A 17,827-nucleotide genomic window follows, 5' to 3' on the forward strand; every position below is an offset into this window, starting at 1 on the left:
CATGGCCGGCTTGTCTGGCAGGGGACCGCTGTGTATCGTGAGCAACCTTTCGGCGCATGTCTGCGCCATTCCAGCACGATGAGATTGGCCCCAAGAGGCGGATCCGTGATTTCGCTTAACAAGTATTAAGGAGCATATCGATGCGTGTGATTCTGCTCGGGGCGCCCGGTGCCGGCAAAGGTACCCAGGCTCGCTTCATCACTGAGAAGTTCGGCATTCCGCAGATCTCCACCGGCGACATGCTGCGTGCAGCGGTCAAGGCCGGCACCGAACTGGGCCTGCAGGCCAAGAGCGTGATGGACGCCGGTGGTCTGGTCTCCGATGACCTGATCATCAACCTGGTCAAGGAACGTATCGCCCAGCCCGACTGCGCCAACGGCTTCCTGTTCGATGGCTTCCCGCGCACCATTCCCCAGGCCGAGGCCATGAAGGAAGCGGGCGTCACCATCGACAACGTCGTCGAGATCGCCGTTGAAGACGAAGAAATCGTCAGCCGCATCGCCGGCCGCCGTGTGCATGCCGCTTCCGGCCGCGTCTACCACGTCGAGCACAACCCGCCGAAGGTTGCCGGCAAGGACGACGAGACCGGTGAAGAGCTGATCCAGCGCGAAGACGACAAGGAAGCCACCGTGCGTCACCGCCTGTCGGTCTATCACTCGCAGACCAAGCCGCTGGTCGATTTCTACCAGAAGCTGGCCGCCGCCCAAGGCACCCCGAAGTACACCCGCGTCGAGGGTGTCGGCTCGGTAGAGCAGATCACCACCAAGGTGCTCGCCGCTCTGAGCTGATCGCTCCCGCGTCTGCCAAAGGCCCGCACATGCGGGCCTTTGGCGTTTATAATGCCCGCCCGTTTTTTATCGACTAATGGAAAGCACCATGCCCACGCTGCTGGCCCTGGATACCTCGACCGAAGCCTGTTCCGTCGCCCTGCTGCATGACGGCCGCCGGTTCGTGCGCCATGAGGTGATCCCGCGCCTGCACGCCCAGCGCCTGTTGCCCATGGTGCAGGACATCCTCGGCGAGGCCGGCATCGCGCTGTCCGCCGTCGACGCCATCGCCTTCGGCCGCGGCCCCGGCGCCTTCACCGGTGTGCGTATCGCCATCGGCGTCGTCCAGGGCCTGGCGTTCGCCCTGCAGAAGCCGGTGCTGCCGATCTCCGACCTGGCGGTATTGGCCCAGCGTGCGCACCGCGAGCACGGCGCCGCCCAGGTTGCCGCTGCCATCGATGCGCGCATGGACGAGGTGTACTGGGGTTGCTACCGCGTGGAGCAGGGCGAGATGCGTCTGGCCGGCGCCGAGGCGGTGCTGCCGCCCGAGCGCGTCGAGCTGCCGCGCGATGCCCAGGGCGAGTGGTTCGGCTCCGGCACCGGCTGGGGCTTCGAGGAGCGCCTGGCGGTGAAGGTTGCCGCCTGCGATGCCAGCCTGTTGCCGCACGCCGAAGACCTGCTGACCCTGGCCGAATTCGCCTGGGCGCGGGGCGAGTCGGTTGACGCAGAGCACGCGCAGCCCGTCTACCTGCGGGACAACGTGGCGACACCCAAGAAAGCCTGACCTGTGCCAATTGACCGCAGCCTGGAGCGCTCGCTAGAGTGAGCGCATTCCCACCGAGTTTCTGACATGCGTATCGACGGTTTCACTTCCATATCCCAGACGCCTGAGCGCGGTTCCCGGACGGGCACTGCGGTCACGCCGTATCGGGATGTGCAGAGTGACGTCGAAGCCCGCCGCGACCAACCCGCGCCGACCTCGGCGAGCCAGGGGCTGGACTCGCAGCCGCAGACCCGCCGCGTCGAATCCTCCAGCGCCAGCAGCTACGGCGTGCCGGCGACCCTGCGAGACATCGAGTACCAGCGCCCGCTGAGCTCCCGTGCTGCCCAGGCGCTGGCCAGCTACACCAGCACCGCCAGCATGGCCGGCCAGTACGAAGGCCAGGAAGTCCTCGGTCTCGACCTCTACGCCTGATTCGATGTCGCTGCCGTATTTCCTCGGATGTCCATCTTGGAACGAGCCTGCCTGGCGCGGCACCTTCTATCCCGCTGACCTGCGTCCCGCCGATACCCTGGGCTTCTACTCCCAGGTGTTCAACGCTGTGGAAGGCAACACCACTTTCTACGCCCGCCCCAACGCCGATACCCTCGCGCGCTGGGCGCAGACCATGCCGGAGACATTCCGCTTCTGCGCCAAGTTGCCCCGCGATATCAGCCACGAGGGCGACCTGCGCGGCCAGTTGGAGAACACGCGGGATTTCCTCGATCTGCTGAGGCCGCTGGGTAAGCGCGTCGCGCCGCTGTGGCTGCAGGTGTCGGCCAGTTTCGGACCGGATCGGCTGGGCGAGCTGGCGGCCTGGCTCGACGCCTTCGCCGAGCGTCGCCTTGCCGTCGAGGTGCGACACCCGGCGTTCTTTGCCAAGGGCGAGGAGGAGCGGGCGCTCAACCGGCTGCTGCTGGATCGTGGTGTAGAACGTATCTGCCTGGACTCGCGGGCGCTGTTTGCCTGCCGGTCTGACGACCCTGACGTGCTGCACGCACAGTCGAAGAAGCCCAAGGTACCGGTGCGCCCGGCGGCCTTCAGCGACAGCCCGCAGGTGCGCTTCATCGGTGGGCCGGACCTGGACGCCAATCTCGTTCACCTTGCGCCCTGGGTCGGCAAGGTGGCCGAGTGGATCGAGCAGGGCCTGACGCCCTACGTTTTCCTCCACACGCCGGACAACCACCGCGCCGCCGAACAGGCGCAGCGCTTCCATGCCTTGCTGCGCGAGCGCCTTCCAGGTTTGCCGGCACTGTTCGAGCCGAAGCCGGAAGTGGAGCAGCTCGGCCTGCTCTGACACCCCAACTGTGCATGGCGGCGAGCGGGCGAGGGGGCTAACCTGCTCCTTCCCGCTCGGCAAGGAGACAGCCATGACCCATCAACAACAACGCGGCGAAGCCTTCCGCGCGCTGCACCAGCGCGAGGGCCTGTTCGTCCTGCCCAACCCCTGGGATGCCGGCTCGGCAAAGATGCTTGCCCATCTGGGGTTCGAAGCCCTCGCGACCACCAGCGCCGGGCTGGCTTTCGCGCTGGGACGCCGCGACGCCGAAGGCGCCGTCAATCGCGACGAAGCCCTGGCCAATGCGCGGCAGATCATCGAGGCGACGCCATTGCCGGTTGCCGCCGATCTGGAGAATGGCTACGGCGATACGCCTGACGATTGCGCCGAGACTATCCGCCTGGCTGCCGCCTGCGGGCTGGTCGGCGGTTCCATCGAAGACGCCACCGGCCGCCCGGACACACCCATCTATCCGCTGGAGCTGGCGGTCGAGCGCATCACCGCCGCCGTGCAGGCGGTCCGGGCCCTGCCTTTCACGTTCACCCTGGCGGCGCGGGCGGAGAACTTCCTGCATGGCCGTGCCGACCTGGATGACACCATTCGCCGCCTGGTGGCCTTCGCCGAAGCCGGCGCCGACGTGCTCTACGCGCCGGGCCTGAAGACTCGCGAGGAAATCGCCGCCGTGGTCAGCGCCGTGGCACCGCGACCGGTCAACGTGCTGGTGGGCTCGCCCGCCGTGCAACTTGGCCTGGAGGAGCTGGCAGCGTTGGGGGTGAAGCGCGTCAGCGTCGGTTCGACCCTGGCACGCGCGGCTTACGGCGCCTTCTTCAGTAGCGCCGAAGCGCTGGCCAAGGGCGACCTCAAGCCGATGCACAACGCCATGCCCTTCGACCGCATCAACGGACTCTTCCGGGGCTGACGCTTGCGCTGGTGGCTGCTCGCTTTCGTCCTCGCCTGCGCGGGGTTCGCGTTATCGGTGCAGCAGCAGTGGCTGAGCCTGCCAGCTCGCTGGAATCCTTGGGCACCGCTGGATGTGCGCGATGAGCCCAACCTGCTGACCCGCTACAAGCTCTGGCGACTGCGTGACGACGTCGACCTGTGCCGCCTGGCGTTGCAGAGTTCTGATCTCAAGGCGCAGTCGATGGCCGACAGCGAGCCGGTCGCCGGTTGCCCGTTGCAGAACGTCTGGCGCGTGCAGGCCGCCGAGGTAAAGCTGAGCAGCAGCTTCCTCGCCAGTTGCCCGCTGGCGGTGAGCTTCGCGCTGTTCGAGCGGCACTCGCTGCAACCGGCTGCAAGGGCCGTCTACGGCCAGCCGGTGGTTGGCGTGGAGCACCTGGGCAGCTTTGCCTGCCGCAACATCTACGGGCGCGCCGATGCCCGCCGCAGCCAGCACGCGAGTGCCAACGCGCTGGACATTGCCGCCTTCCGCCTCGCCGACGGCCGGCGCATCGTCGTGGCCAGGGACTGGTCGGGGGAGGGCGATGCCGCTCGCTTCCTGCGTGCCGTGCGCGACGGCGCCTGCGGCAACTTCGACGCTGTGCTGGGACCGGACTACAACCGCGCCCACCATGACCATTTTCACCTCGACCTGGGCGGCTGGCAGATCTGCCGTTGAGCCCGCCGGCTGCGCGCTGCGGTAGAATTGCGGTTTTTTCCAGGATCGCCCCGCCATGACCGAAGTCCTCACTCCGCCGCGCATCGTCGTCCAGGCCCTGGCGCCTGCCTGGCAGGCGTCCGCCGAGCAGTGGGCGCAGCGGCTCGGGCTGCCGCTGGGCGAGGGGAATGCGGACTTCGCTCTGCAACTGGGCGATGAAGGCCTGCAACTGCTGCAACTGGGGCCGGACTCGCCCGGCCCGGTGCGGGTGGACTTCCTCGAAGGCGCCACCGCGCATCGTCGCCAGTTCGGCGGCGGCGCCGGGCAGATGATTGCCAAGGCCGTGGGTATCCAGCAGGGCGTGCGTCCCCGTGTGCTGGACGCCACCGCCGGCCTGGGCAAGGACGCCTTCGTGCTGGCGACCCTGGGTTGCGAGATGCACCTGACCGAGCGCCAACCGATCATCGCCGCGCTGCTGGAAGACGGCCTGGCCCGTGCCGCCGGGGATTTCGAGGTGGGCGCCATCGTCGCGCGTATGCGCCTGCTGCAGGGCAATGCGATCGAGCGCATGGCCGCCTGGGAAGGCGAGGCGCCGCAGGTGATCTACCTCGACCCGATGTTCCCGCACCGCGACAAGAGTGCGCTGGTGAAGAAGGAAATGCGCCTGTTCCGCCCACTGGTGGGCGACGACCTGGACGCGCCGGCGCTGCTGGATGCGGCGCTGAAGCTGGCCAGCCACCGGGTGGTGGTCAAGCGCCCGCGCAAAGCGCCGATCATCGAGGGGCAGAAGCCCAGCTACAGCCTGGAAGGCAAGTCCAGCCGCTATGACATCTATCCGCTGAAGAGCCTCAAGGGCTGACGGCCACTTTGCGGGTCTGCTCCTGGCTGATAATGCCTCGCGCGATCCAGCCCTCACCCTAACCCTGGCTACGCGCCCCGCTCCTGAGGGAGAGGGGACCGATCGATGCAGGATGAGACTGTGCTGCTCCCTCTCCCTCAGGAGCGGGGCGCTGGGGGGAGGGAAGTCCGTTACACCGGCGGTGCGGGCCAGTCTGCGGGGGCTGATATTCTTGTAGGAGCGAGCATGCTCGCGAACCCGCCTAACGCCGAACTCGCCGGGAAGTCCTGTTCGCGAGCAAGCTCGCTTCTTCCCTAGGCACTCCGGCGTGAGTCAGGGCCTGAAAGCCTTGAGGAACAGCGCCACCACTTCCTGCGCGTGAGCCTCGGACTCCTCCTCGGTCGGCGGCTCCACGCAACCGATCATCAGGCGGAAGTGCACGCAGCCCTGCACCAGCATCAGGAAGTGCTCGGCGGCCCGGCGCGGGCTGTCCATCGCCAACTTGCCCTGCTGGCGAGCCTGCTCCAGCAGGCGCTCCATCTGGTCCAGCACGCGTTGCGGGCCGGCGTCGAAGAACAGCTGTGACAGATGCGGGTTCTGCCCGCCCTGGGCAATCATCAGCCGGCTCAGCGCAATGGCCTCCGGGCTGTTGATCAACTGATTGAAGCCGCGCGCCAGGTTCAGCAGCAGGCTTTCCAGCGGCGCATCGGCCGATGGCTCTGCAAACAGCTCTGGCAGGTTCTCCGCACACTTGGCCTGCACGGCTTCGACGAACAGCGTCTCCTTGTCCGTGAAGTGGCTGTACACGGTGAGCTTGGACACCCCGGCCTCGGCGGCGATGGCCTCCATGCTGCTGCCGTCGTAGCCATGGCGGACGAACAGCTCCTTGGCGGCCTCGAGAATGGCTTGGCGCTTGGCGGGGTCCTTGGGGCGACCCGGGCCGTTCGATGAGTTCGATGGCGACATGATTTTACATTTCTAATACTGGACTGATGGGTTCTGTATTTTTACTATACCGGGGAGTATAAGAATTCCAACCGCGTTTTGCGAAAGGTCACACATCATGTTCCGCCATGCTCTGTCTGTCGCGCTGCCTGCTGCCTTCATCCTTTCCCTTTCTGCCTGCGGTAATGGCGAGCCTCCCAAGCCCGCTGTGCGTCCGGCCATCGTGGTACAGCCGCTGCCGGCGCGTGACATCACCGAAGCCTATCCCGGCGAAGTCCATGCCCGCCACGAGCCGGAGTTGGCGTTCCGCATTGGTGGCAAGGTCAGCAAGCGCCTGGTGGAAACCGGCGAGCGGGTAAAGAAGGACCAGCCGCTGGCGGAACTCGATCCTGAAGACGTTCGTCTGCAGCTCGAAGCCACTCGTGCGCAGGTGGCGGCAGCCGAAGCCAACCTGCAGACCGTCCGCTCCGAATACACCCGCTACAAGACCCTGCTGGAGCGCCAGCTGGTCAGCCAGTCGCAGTTCGACAATATCGAGAACACCTACCGCGCCGGCGAAGCGCGCGTGAAGCAGATTCGCGCCGAATACGACGTGGCCAGCAACCAGGCTGGCTACGCGGTATTGCGCTCGCCCCAGGACGGCGTGATCGCCACGCGCCGTGTGGAGGTGGGGCAGGTGGTCGCCGCTGGGCAGACCGTCTTCACCCTGGCCGCCGATGGCGACCGCGAAGTACTGATCAGCTTCCCCGAACATGCCTTCGAGCGCTTCCGCGTTGGTGAAGCAGTGAGCGTCGAGCTCTGGTCGCAGCGTGACAAGCGCTTCAGCGGCAAGATTCGCGAACTCTCGCCGGCGGCCGATCCGCAATCGCGCACCTTTGCAGCGCGCGTTGCTTTCGACGATCCGAAAGTGCCCGCCGAACTGGGCCAGAGCGCCCGCGTCTACGTCCATGCCGAGGGCGCCGTGCCGCTGGCGGTGCCACTGGCCGCGCTGACCTCGGAGGCAGGCCAGCCATTTGTCTGGGTGGTCGATCCGAAGACTTCCACCCTGCACCGTCGCCCGGTGCGCGTCGGTCCCTACGCCGAAGACCGCGTGCCGGTGCTCGAAGGTTTGAAGGATGGCGACTGGGTGGTGGCAGCCGGTGTCCAGGTGCTGCGTGAAGGGCAGGAGGTAAGGCCTGTCGACCGGGAGAACCGGTCGATCAAGCTGGTGGCGAAGGAGTAACGCCCGATGCAATTCAACCTTTCCGCCTGGGCGCTGCAGAACCGCTCCATCGTCCTGTACCTCATGCTGCTGCTGGGCATAGTCGGTGCGCTGTCCTACACCAAGCTCGGGCAGAGCGAAGACCCGCCATTCACCTTCAAGGCCATGGTGGTGAAGACCAACTGGCCGGGCGCGACCGCCGAAGAAGTCTCGCGCCAGGTCACCGAGCGCATCGAGAAGAAGCTGATGGAGACCGGCGACTTCGACCGCATCATCTCCTTCTCGCGGCCCGGTGAATCCCAGGTGACTTTCGTCGCCCGCGAGGACTTCCACTCCCGCGACATTCCCGAGCTCTGGTAGCAGATCCGCAAGAAGGTCAGCGACATCCGCTACACCCTGCCGCAGGGCATCCAGGGGCCGTTCTTCAACGATGAGTTCGGCACCACCTTCGGCAATATCTACGCGCTGTCGGGCAAGGGCTTCGACTACGCGGTGCTCAAGGACTACGCCGACCGCCTGCAGCTGCAGCTGCAGCGCATCAAGGACGTCGGCAAGGTCGAACTGGTCGGCCTGCAGGACGAGAAAATCTGGATCGACCTGTCCAACACCAAGCTCGCCACCCTCGGCCTGCCGCTGGCGGCGGTGCAGAAGGCACTGGAAGAACAGAACGCGGTGACTGCCACCGGCTTCTTCGAGACGGCCACTGACCGGGTGCAACTGCGCGTGTCTGGTCGCTTCGATTCGGTGGAGGACATCCGCTCCTTCCCGATCCGCGTCGGCGACCGCACCTTCCGCATCGGCGATGTGGCCGAGGTGCACCGCGGTTTCAACGACCCGCCCGCGCCGCGTATGCGCTTCATGGGCGAGGATGCCATTGGCATCGCCGTGGCCATGAAGGACGGCGGCGACATCCTGGTGCTGGGCAAGAAGCTCGACTCGGAATTCGAACGCCTGCAGCAGACGCTGCCGGCAGGCATGGAGCTGCGCAAGGTGTCCGACCAGCCGGCAGCGGTGCGCGAAGGCGTCGGCGAGTTCGTCCGCGTGCTGGCCGAGGCGCTGATCATCGTGCTGCTGGTGAGCTTCTTCTCCCTCGGCCTGCGCACCGGCCTGGTGGTGGCGCTATCGATCCCGCTGGTGCTGGCGATGACCTTCGCCTGCATGTACTACTTCGGTATCGGCCTGCACAAGATTTCCCTCGGCGCGCTGGTGCTGGCGCTGGACCTGCTGGTGGACGACGCGATCATCGCCGTGGAGATGATGGCGGTGAAGATGGAGCAGGGCTACGACCGGCTCAAGGCGGCGAGTTACGCCTGGACCAGTACGGCCTTCCCGATGCTCACCGGCACGCTGGTGACCGCTGCCGGTTTCCTGCCCATCGCCACCGCGCAATCGGGTACCGGCGAGTACACCCGCTCGCTGTTCCAGGTGGTGACCATCGCGCTGCTGGTGTCGTGGATCGCCGCCGTGGTCTTCGTGCCCTACCTGGGCGAGAAACTTCTGCCCGACCTTGCCAAGCGCTACGCGGAAAAACACGGCGGCACCGACAAAGGCCACGATCCGTATTCCACTGCCTTCTACCAGCGTTTCCGCCGCGTGGTGGAATGGTGCGTGCGCTACCGCAAGACGGTGATCCTGCTGACCGTGGCAGCCTTCATCGGCTCGATCATGCTGTTCCGCCTGGTGCCGCAGCAGTTCTTCCCGCCGTCGGCGCGCCTGGAATTGCTGGTGGACCTGAAACTGGCCGAGGGCGATTCGCTCACCGCCACCACCGAGCAGGTCAATCGCCTGGAGAAAATGCTCGCCGAGCATCCGGGCATCGACAACTACGTGGCCTATGTCGGCACCGGTTCGCCGCGCTTCTACCTGCCGCTGGACCAGCAACTGCCGGCGGCGAGCTTTGCGCAGTTCGTGGTCCTGGCGAAGAGCCTGGAGTCGCGCGAGGAAATCCGCCAGTGGCTGATCAAGCACATGAACGAGGACTTCCCGACCCTGCGCACGCGCATCAGCCGCCTGGAGAACGGTCCGCCGGTGGGCTACCCGGTGCAGTTCCGCGTCTCCGGCGAGCACATCCCGGAAGTCCGCGAGCTGGCGCGCAAGGTTGCCGACAAGATGCGCGAGAACCCCCATGTGGTGAACGTGCACCTGGACTGGGAAGAGCCGAGCAAGGCGATCTTCCTCGACATAGACCAGGAGCGCGCCCGCGCCCTGGGCGTGAGCACCTCGGATATCTCGCAGTTCCTGCAGAGCTCGCTGACCGGTTCCACCGTCAGCTACTACCGCGAGGACAACGAGCTGATCGAGATCCTCCTGCGCGGCGACGAGCGCGGCCGGCATGACCTCTCGCAGCTGCCCAGCCTGTCGATGCAGACCAGCAGCGGCCGCAGCGTGGCACTGTCGCAAGTGGCGACGCTGGAATACGGCTTCGAAGAAGGCATCATCTGGCGGCGTAACCGCCTGCCGACTGTGACCGTGCGCGCCGACATCTACGACGACTCGTTGCCGGCGACGCTGGTGAAGCAGATCTCGCCGACGCTTGACCCGATCCGGGCCGAATTGCCGGACGGTTATTTGCTGCAGGTCGGGGGCACCGTGGAAGACTCGGCCAAGGGCCAGGATTCGGTGAACGCCGGCGTACCGCTGTTCATCGTGGTGGTTCTCAGCCTGCTGATGATCCAGCTGCGCAGCTTCTCGCGGATGATCATGGTGTTCCTCACCGCGCCGCTGGGCCTGATCGGCGTAACCCTGTTCCTGCTGGTGTTCCAGAAGCCCTTCGGCTTCGTCGCCATGCTCGGCACCATCGCCCTGGCGGGGATGATCATGCGCAACTCGGTGATCCTCGTGGACCAGATCGAGCAGGATCGCGCCCATGGCATGGATACCTGGCACGCCATCATCGAAGCCACGGTGCGGCGTTTCCGCCCCATCGTGCTGACCGCCCTGGCGGCGGTGCTGGCAATGATCCCGCTGTCGCGCAGTGTGTTCTTCGGCCCGATGGCGGTGGCGATCATGGGCGGCCTGATCGTCGCCACGGCGCTGACGCTGCTGTTCCTGCCGGCGCTGTATGCGGCGTGGTTCAGGGTGAAGAAGGAAGCCTGACGAAGGCATGGGGCAGTGTGAGTAACTGCATGCAGGGCGGATAACGCGCCAGCGTTGTCCGCCCTACGGTGCTTCGGCTTTCTGTAGGAGCGAGCTTGCTCGCGAACTGGCTTCCCAGCGACTCCGGCGTTGAACGGGTTCGCGAGCAAGGACTGGGCGTCCCCTTCGCTCCTACAGACAGACTCCACCCATCGAACCTCGGCGTAGGGCGAATAACGCGCAGCGTTATCCGCCGTCTGGCTGCTCGAAACGAATCGTCCGACATACGCGAACCTTTCTACCTGTCACCCTCATGACCTTTTCCTGAAGCCGATTCCCAGACACGGATCGTTCCGTAAGGTGCTTGGTCATCGTTCAGGAACCGCCTGACTCATCAATGGCGTTGCGGTCCTACAAGCCTGCTGCTTAGCGTTCTCTCCGCCACGGAACAGCCGTGGTCAGGTGTGGAAACCTGTAGTGCTCCAGCTATCGCCATAGCAGGGATGGCCCGGCCTTTCGTAGGCCGGGCCAACTCTGGCTGTCTATGGCGGACCGTGTGAGGCGGGCTTCGGCCCGACCGGTCTATAGCTGTAGCACCCGGTTTTCCACCCTTGCACGGTCCGCCTCCCTTTTCCCGGGGGCGGCTCTTTCGCTGTATGAGGAGAGACCGCATGAACCCTTCCAAGCTGTTCCCAGCTGACAAAGGCCTGAGCTTCCAAACCTTTCAGCGCTTCGACCGCACCCTGCGTGGCCTGATGATCGACCGCCAGGCCTGGTTCTCCACCCGCGACCTGGCCCGCCTGACCAACTCCGACGTAAGCGGCCGAACCACCCGCAAGCTCGATCCCGACCAGTACCGCTGGGAGCACCTGCTCGGTGGCAGCGAGGACGAACTGTTGGTCAACGAAAGCGGCCTCTACACACTGCTGCTGGTCTACTTCTACCACCCGGAAAACCGCAACCTGCGCCAGTGGCTGAGCAACGAAGTCGTGCCGACCCTGCGCGATGCCCAACTGCCAACGGGCTATGGTCCTCGTCAGGCTGTGCGCGAGGTACAGGGCTACCCGCTGACCGTACTGGAGTGGCAAGGCAGCGTATGGCTACGCCTCGGCGACGCTGGCCGATTACTGGAGCGCGGCAGCTTCTCATAGGATGGCGTGAGGCGCAGCGATACCCATCGCTCGCAGCACCTGCAGGAGTGGTCTATGCCCGCAGTTAGCGCCCAGGGCGCGCTCCTGCAGGGGGGCTCGCGTGACACCAATCTGTAGGCATGAAAAAGCCCGGCATTGGCCGGGCTTTCACTTACCTGTAGGAGCGAGGGGGACGCCCAGTCCTTGCTCGCGAACGCTCTTGGCGCCCGCGGCGCACGTCTGCTCAGAGCACTCCAAATACTTTCTTCGCCAGGCCAGTAGCGGCGGCCGTCGGGTTCTGGCGAATGGTCTTCTCCTGCTCGGCGATGAGCTTGAACAGGCCGTCCAGTGCTTCCTCGGTCACGTAGTTCTCGATGTTCGCACTCTTCGCATCGACCACGCCGAAGGCGGCGGCCTGGCTGGCGAAAGCGTTGTACTGCTTGGCTACGCCCACCTGGTCGGTGGCCTGCTTGATGATCGGCAGGAACTTCGCGCGCAGTTGCTCGCGGCTGCTGCGGTTCAGGTAGTCCGTCGCCGAGTGCTCGCCACCCTGCAGAATGCCCTTGGCATCGGTCACGCTCATCTTCTTCACTGCATCCACCAGCAGCGCCTGGGCCTGCGGCATGGCGGCTTCGGCGGCCTTGTTCATGCTCGCTTCGAGCTGGTCGACCTGGGCGCCCATGCCGAACTGCTTCATGGTCTTGGCGGCCTTGCCCAGTTTGCCGGGCAGCTCGATGCGCACGGCCGGGTCGTTGCTGAAGCCGCCGGGCTGGCTGAGTTGCTTCACGGCCACCTGCGCACCCTGAGTCAGCGCATCCTTCAGGCCGCCGGCGGCGTCGCTCTGGCTGAGGTCGGAAAGGGACAGGGCGAAGGCATTGACGGACAGCAGGGCGCCGGCCAGCAGAACGGGGAATCGCAGCATCGATACTTCCTTGAGCGAAACACGGCGGCCGGGGCGGCCCCGTGGTGGAGAATGGAGGGGGGAGATTAACGGAGGAAGGCCGCCGGGGAAAACCCGGCGGCGCGGTGAATCAGCGCACGGGGTCGACGCGGACTCTCAGTGGTTGCGGGTCGTTACCGTCGAGTTTGACGCTGTGGCGCTCGGTTGTAATGAAGAGCAGACGGCCGTTGTCCTCGATGCGAGCACTGACGGCGTAACTGTGGCCCGGCTTGACCTGACTACGGTCGTAGTCGAGGTGGAACGCCAGTGGCACCTGGCGACCGGATTCCAGTTGCTGCCGGGCCAGTTCGGTGGCGGGCGCGTCGGCCAGGGAAACGTCCTGCAGGCTGACAGTCACCTGGGCTGTCGGCGGTAGAGCAATGCGCTGCAGGTAGAAGACTTCGCCGTCCAGCGACGCCTTGTCTCCGGAAGGAGTGGAACTGCACGCGGCGAGCAGGCCGGCCATCAGTAGCAGGGGTAGGGTTTTCATAAGGGAACTCTCCTTGGATCCAGGGCGCGTCAGACCATTGTGGGTGACTTTGGTTTCCGCGCCATGATCCGGGAGAGCTTCGAGTTATTTCACGATGCGTCCGAACAAGTTCTGGAACATCACTGGGTCACGCCCTTCGGTGAGGTCGTAGAGCGAGTAATAATGGTTGAGGCGAGCGCCACCGTCGCGGGTCAGCGGGTCCCAGGAAAGATTGGCTCGGCGCATGGTCGAGCTGCTCATCAGCTCGTCGAAGGGGATCGAGACGTAGAGACCCTTGTCGAAACTGCCTTCGCCGTAGGCATCCTTGCTGGCCGTGGTGAGGGTAACCCAGGCACCAAAACGCACGCCGTTGCGGAACTGCCGAGAGAGATCGAGCGTGCTGCCCCAGTCGCGAGCCAGGTAACGACCAGCGCTGACCTGGGCGAGGATGTCTTCGAAGCCGGTTTGCCAGTAGAGCGTGACGAAGCCCGTCGCAGTCTGGTAATCGCGCAGGCCGAAGTGCTGATCAAAATCGCGTTGGCGGACCAGGTCCAGATTGGCACCTACGGCCCAGGCTTCGTTCATCGGGCGATAGAGCAGTTCGCCACCAATGCCGGCGTACATGCTTTCCAGGTAACCGCCATAAACCATGCCGTAGAGGTCCTGGTCCAGTCGTGCGGTCTTGTTCAGCTGGAAGGTGGGCAACATGACACTGGAGGTAGTCATGTACTGACGGATGTCGGTGCGTACCCGTGGCAGGTTGCTCGGTGCGTCGTAGGTGAAGTCGTCGTAATTGTTGATCAGATTGGCGCTGAGCAGTCCGTTCCACCACAGGCTCGGAGTGAAGCGATACTCGCTGTCGAGATCAGCGGTGAACTGGTACAGCAGGAAATTATCGGGGCCACCGATACTCTGGTTGTAGCCCAGGCCTAGGTTGTAGCTGAACGGATCGGGTTTCTGTTGATAAACCAGTTCTTCCTGTTGCGGTAACGGCGCGCTCTGCTCAGTGGTGCGGCGAAGGTCTTCCAGTGGCCGTTCCTGGTTTGCGACGTCGCGGAATACCCGGCGCGGCACGCTGGTTTCTACTACAGGCTGGCCGTAGCGTGTATCGACAATAGTGAACCACTGGACATCGTCACCGGTGCTGTTGTCGAGAATGCGCGCAGTGCGCCCGACGGCTTCGGGCGGGTACAGATAGCGGGTCTGTTCGCCGTAGAGCACGACTTCGCTGTCCTTGTGGGTGATGCGGTTTACCTTGTACCCGGCGTTCTCTTCTACGCGCCGGGAAACCTCTGCCCAGTCCACAGCATCGGGCTGGCGCTCGGTCGCTTTCTGCTGCAGTGGTTCCGGAGCCGGGTCGTTGACCTTTGCGGGCGCCGTGCGGCTGGCGAAGTTGGTGTGCAGGGTGATGCCGAACATGGCGGTATTGCCGCGCTCGAAGGCTGCATGCAGGTCGATGGAGTCGCTGGCCTTGAACACCATGCCGATGTTGAACGGCGAGTTCTGCTTCTGGTTGTTGTTCTGCGGCTCATGCTGATAATCGTTGCCGTCATACTCGAGCTTGATCGACAACGGCTCCCACGGTGTTTGCCAGTTGATACCGCCGAAGGGAGACGGGTGGCCACGGAAGTAGCTGTTGGAGCTTAGCTCGCCGGTGCCTTCCGTTTGGGGGCGTGTATTGAACCTGTCGTCGACCCAGCCGAGCGGGTTGTCCAGCTCGCCGCGATTGCCGATGTAGCCCCAGGCCAGACCAAGGCTGAAATCGAGGTCGCCCACGCGCTTGTTGCCAACAAAATACTCGCTTGAGAACAGCCCGGTACCGCCGATATCGCGACCGCCCAGCGCAATTTCGGGTACCCAGCGCGATTCCTGCAACAGGCGGAATTTGACGTCAAAGGCCTTGTCCTTGTAGCTCTGGTCGCCGCTCAGATCATCAGGCCCATACTTGCGGTTGCTGATCGAGGTATAGCGGAAGGTACCCTCCAGCCAGTCGAAGGGCTGCAGCGAGAAGCTATAGCGCGAGTAGGGATCGGTGCGATTGGCGTTGATGCTGATTTCCCCCGCAGGCGCCATGCGCGCGGTTGGGGTCTGCAGCAGGCCGACGCCGCCAAAATCGTTCTGGGTGTAGCGTGGGTCGGCGGCCGCTAGGCTGGCACTGGCCAGCAGCAGACAGAGACTGTGGCGAGGCTTCATGGTGTTTCCGCCGGCAGGGGTTGGGTGGCCAGGAAGTCGGCCAGTTCGCGGTTCAAATCTGGTGCGCTGTCCTTGACCTCCTGGGCATCCAGCGGCACCAGTAGCACGGCACCGGGCGCGGGGGGGGCCGCTTGCTCCTCGCGGTTCCATAGGGCAATCCCAAGCCGGGTAACCTGGCCGTCAGGCTGGATCTGATAGAGGTAATCCGGGTCTGCGTCATCGAGTACGGAGCACTGCGGCACATAGCGATAGGCCGGTTGCAGTGGTACGAAGGGCAGTTCGCAGTCGTTCGAGACTGCGCCGATGATCCGCACAGTGGCCGGCCGTTGCGGGAGGATCAGGCGATCTCCGCCCTGGAGCTTTGGCGAGTGTTCGGCGTTGAGCTCTACTTGCAGCGGGTCGAGGTGGTAGGTCCGCCGACCGGTGACGGGCAGGGCTATCACCTGCTCGCTGAGCCGCCGGGCGGTGTTCGCGAGGCCGGGTTTGTCCTGCAGCCGTGCAAGGTGTTGTACCTGGCTCAGGTCGAACAGGACGCCAGCCTTCAGCCGGCGTTGCTCCTGCATCAGGCTTTGACGTTGCCAGGACGCACCTAGCCAATAGCTCTGGGGATTGACCTGAAGTTGTTGCAGCAGCACACCTAGACGAAGGCCTTCATCGATTTCCCGGACTCCCGGGGAGGGCAACTCTCCAAGTACTTCGATCCGTGTTACCGCATGGGCGGTTGTGCAGGCAGCGAAGCTGGCCGCGAGCAGGGCAAGCCGAATGATCTTCATGGCTGGCTCCGAAGCGGGCGCAACTGGGTAATGGTGACGTTGAGGCTGGGAGTGACCTGCTGGCGGCTTTGCAGGATGAAGCCGTCGTTCGGGTCGACCCAATAGCTGTTGGTGGCTGCCATGCCCTTGATCGGCGCGCTCAGGCGCTCGTCAATTCGCAGTAGCCGGTGGTCCTGATCGAGGATGTGTACGGTTTCGAGGCCGACGCGACGCAGCCTGCCCGTGAGTGGAACATCCAGCAGGTAACCGGGCCCGAGATCGATCCAGCGCTGGCTTGCCTGGCCTTCGGCGAGATGTTGTAGCCCTTTGACGAAGGGTGAGCCCGGCGCGAGGCGGGTTCCCAGCAAGTCGTCCGGGAAACCCAGTGTGCGCACCACCACGCCATCCTGCAGGAGCAGCAACTGGCGCGACGAAGCCTGCCAATACTGCAGGTCGCCTTGTGTGCGTACCAGCGCCATCACCGCCGAGCCGTACTGGGTGGTGATCTCGATCTGGTAGTAGGGGAGAGAATTGACTTGAGCGCGTGTCAGCTCAAGCGGAGCGGGGCTGCTGAAGCTGGCGCCCAGAGTACTCAGCGAGGCCTGCATCAGTGGGTTGCAGGCGGACAAGGCGCAGGCGAGCACCATCAACGCGAGCAAGCGATAGGCATTCATGGAGTGCTCAGTTGTTGTTGAGGTTGCGTTGAATGGTCGAACCGGTGCCGAGAATGCCGGCGGACGGCAGCAATTGGCTGATCAGGCGGTTCCAGCGAGTCACACCGGCCGGGCCGACATAGACGACATCCTGCGGTTGCAACTGGAATTGTTGGGCGAGGATGAAGGCGGTAGGTGAGTTCGCGTCGAGTTGGAAGACCGTGGCGCGTTGCGTCTCCAGATCCTCGACACCGCGAATGACATACACGGCCTTGCCATTGGCTGTGGTCTGGTTCAGGCCGCCAACGCTGCCCAGTGCATCAGCCAGGTTCATCTCTCGGGTCTTGAAGGTCAGTGCGCGCGGAGCGTTGACTTCACCCATCAGATAGACCTTCTTGCGGTCGTTATAGGGCAGGTAGATGCGGTCGCCGTCCTTCAGGTACAGGTTGTACAGGTCCGCGCCTTGAGCAGTGTTCAGCGCATCCAGGTTCAGATGGAAGACCTGGTTGTCGCGCTGCAGCGTAAGACCGGAAAGGTCGGCATTGGCGGTATCCAGTTCAGCGGCGCCAATGGCTTCCATCAGCGCCAGCGGAGTGGTGGTGATCGCCTGCGGGCCTGCTTTGATGAACGCGCCGTTGAGTATCACTCGCTGGCTGGCAAAGCGCAGAACGGCAATGTCCACCTGCGGTGCTTCGACATAGGCAGCCAAGGCGTTGGTAATGGTCTTGCGCACGTCCTCGATCGTCCTGCCCGAAACGCGCAGGGTGCCAACGTAGGGATAGAAGAGCGTGCCGTCTGGCCGTACCAGGCGACCGTTAGCATCGGTTTGCTGCTGCTGCCCGGCGGGCGAAGTCAGTTCGGGATGGTCCCATACCGTGATGTACAGAAGGTCACCGGCACCGATCCGGTAACTCTCCGGCCGGAAGCTGGCGAGCTTCTCGGGAACGGCGTCCTCTTGCTGGGTGGCGGTTGCAACCGTGAGCAGTTTGGGCGTGATCTGCACCAACTGGACGCGGCTGGACTCAGCCGAGTCCTCCTGCATCAGTCTTGCGGTATCCAGATTCTGGCCGGGGGAGAACATGCATCCCTGAAGCGCGAGGGCAGACAGGACAGCAAGGGACAAGGGACGAATCATGGGGTGGCTACACAAAGGAGGTGAACGGGAGGGCGCGGACTGTTTCTGCGCAGGTATTCCAAAGCGCAAGGTTCTGGCCGAAAGGCTGCGCAGGTT

At 64.4% G+C, this 17,827-nt stretch carries 16 protein-coding genes and 1 pseudogene; 10 read left to right on the forward strand and 7 right to left on the reverse strand.

Annotation, left to right across the window (positions count from 1 at the left end; genetic code table 11):
• Positions 1-140: 140 nt before the first annotated feature.
• The 7 genes from adk to A6723_RS05915 all read left to right on the forward strand — a co-directional run bounded on the left by adk (position 141) and on the right by A6723_RS05915 (position 5,259).
• Positions 141-788, forward strand: coding sequence for an adenylate kinase (gene adk / locus A6723_RS05885; RefSeq protein ID WP_024765662.1), 648 nt, complete (start codon positions 141-143; stop codon positions 786-788).
• 88 nt (positions 789-876) lie between these two features.
• The gene (gene tsaB / locus A6723_RS05890) at positions 877-1,551 is read left to right on the forward strand and encodes a tRNA (adenosine(37)-N6)-threonylcarbamoyltransferase complex dimerization subunit type 1 TsaB (protein ID WP_054908284.1); all 675 of its coding nucleotides are present in this window, start codon (positions 877-879) and stop codon (positions 1,549-1,551) included.
• 66 nt (positions 1,552-1,617) lie between these two features.
• Positions 1,618-1,962, forward strand: a complete 345-nt coding sequence (locus tag A6723_RS05895; RefSeq protein WP_024765660.1) for a hypothetical protein — start codon at positions 1,618-1,620, stop codon at positions 1,960-1,962.
• Positions 1,963-1,966: 4 nt separating this feature from the next.
• On the forward strand, positions 1,967-2,824 hold the full coding sequence (locus tag A6723_RS05900; protein WP_054908285.1) for a DUF72 domain-containing protein: 858 nt from the start codon (positions 1,967-1,969) through the stop codon (positions 2,822-2,824).
• A gap of 73 nt (positions 2,825-2,897) precedes the next feature.
• Positions 2,898-3,725 carry an oxaloacetate decarboxylase gene (locus A6723_RS05905; protein WP_054908286.1) on the forward strand — a complete coding sequence of 276 codons (828 nt, stop codon included), beginning with the start codon at positions 2,898-2,900 and terminating at the stop codon, positions 3,723-3,725.
• Positions 3,726-3,728: 3 nt separating this feature from the next.
• On the forward strand, positions 3,729-4,421 hold the full coding sequence (locus A6723_RS05910; RefSeq protein ID WP_054908287.1) for an extensin family protein: 693 nt from the start codon (positions 3,729-3,731) through the stop codon (positions 4,419-4,421).
• Positions 4,422-4,476: 55 nt separating this feature from the next.
• On the forward strand, positions 4,477-5,259 hold the full coding sequence (locus A6723_RS05915) for a class I SAM-dependent methyltransferase (protein WP_054908288.1): 783 nt from the start codon (positions 4,477-4,479) through the stop codon (positions 5,257-5,259).
• 312 nt (positions 5,260-5,571) lie between these two features.
• Here the strand turns inward: A6723_RS05915 and A6723_RS05920 are convergent, their stop codons facing one another.
• Positions 5,572-6,204: a TetR/AcrR family transcriptional regulator gene (locus A6723_RS05920; RefSeq protein WP_037009583.1), complete on the reverse strand. Its 633-nt coding sequence runs from the start codon at positions 6,202-6,204 to the stop codon at positions 5,572-5,574.
• A 97-nt stretch (positions 6,205-6,301) separates the two neighbouring features.
• On the opposite strand from A6723_RS05920, the gene A6723_RS05925 reads away from it, so the two are divergent.
• The 3 genes and pseudogenes from A6723_RS05925 (at position 6,302) to A6723_RS05935 (ending at position 11,610) form a co-directional block, all read left to right on the forward strand.
• Positions 6,302-7,405: an efflux RND transporter periplasmic adaptor subunit gene (locus A6723_RS05925; protein ID WP_054908289.1), complete on the forward strand. Its 1,104-nt coding sequence runs from the start codon at positions 6,302-6,304 to the stop codon at positions 7,403-7,405.
• 6 nt (positions 7,406-7,411) lie between these two features.
• Positions 7,412-10,480, forward strand: a pseudogene (locus tag A6723_RS05930) (efflux RND transporter permease subunit).
• A gap of 650 nt (positions 10,481-11,130) precedes the next feature.
• Positions 11,131-11,610: a Bro-N domain-containing protein gene (locus A6723_RS05935; protein WP_054908292.1), complete on the forward strand. Its 480-nt coding sequence runs from the start codon at positions 11,131-11,133 to the stop codon at positions 11,608-11,610.
• Between the two features lie 223 nt (positions 11,611-11,833).
• On the opposite strand, the gene A6723_RS05940 is transcribed toward A6723_RS05935, so the two are convergent.
• From A6723_RS05940 to A6723_RS05965, 6 genes are all read right to left on the reverse strand, one after another.
• Positions 11,834-12,511, reverse strand: coding sequence for a DUF4197 domain-containing protein (locus A6723_RS05940; RefSeq protein ID WP_054908293.1), 678 nt, complete (start codon positions 12,509-12,511; stop codon positions 11,834-11,836).
• A gap of 109 nt (positions 12,512-12,620) precedes the next feature.
• Complete coding sequence (locus tag A6723_RS05945; protein ID WP_054908294.1) at positions 12,621-13,019, reverse strand: YbaY family lipoprotein; 399 nt, start codon at positions 13,017-13,019, stop codon at positions 12,621-12,623.
• A gap of 84 nt (positions 13,020-13,103) precedes the next feature.
• A complete protein-coding gene (locus tag A6723_RS05950; protein WP_054908295.1) occupies positions 13,104-15,191 on the reverse strand; it encodes a YjbH domain-containing protein in 2,088 nt (695 codons plus the stop codon).
• Positions 15,188-15,964 (reverse strand): capsule biosynthesis GfcC family protein, encoded by a 777-nt coding sequence (locus tag A6723_RS05955; protein WP_054908296.1) that lies wholly within the window; start codon positions 15,962-15,964, stop codon positions 15,188-15,190. The genes A6723_RS05950 and A6723_RS05955 overlap by 4 nt, the downstream gene beginning before the upstream one ends.
• Positions 15,961-16,617: a YjbF family lipoprotein gene (locus tag A6723_RS05960; protein WP_054908297.1), complete on the reverse strand. Its 657-nt coding sequence runs from the start codon at positions 16,615-16,617 to the stop codon at positions 15,961-15,963. The genes A6723_RS05955 and A6723_RS05960 overlap by 4 nt, the downstream gene beginning before the upstream one ends.
• A 7-nt stretch (positions 16,618-16,624) precedes the next feature.
• Positions 16,625-17,731, reverse strand: a complete 1,107-nt coding sequence (locus tag A6723_RS05965) for a polysaccharide biosynthesis/export family protein (RefSeq protein ID WP_082450613.1) — start codon at positions 17,729-17,731, stop codon at positions 16,625-16,627.
• Between the last annotated feature and the right edge of the window lie 96 nt (positions 17,732-17,827).

The organism is Pseudomonas sp. AU11447 (genome assembly GCF_001672555.2).
GTDB lineage: Bacteria > Pseudomonadota > Gammaproteobacteria > Pseudomonadales > Pseudomonadaceae > Pseudomonas > Pseudomonas nitroreducens.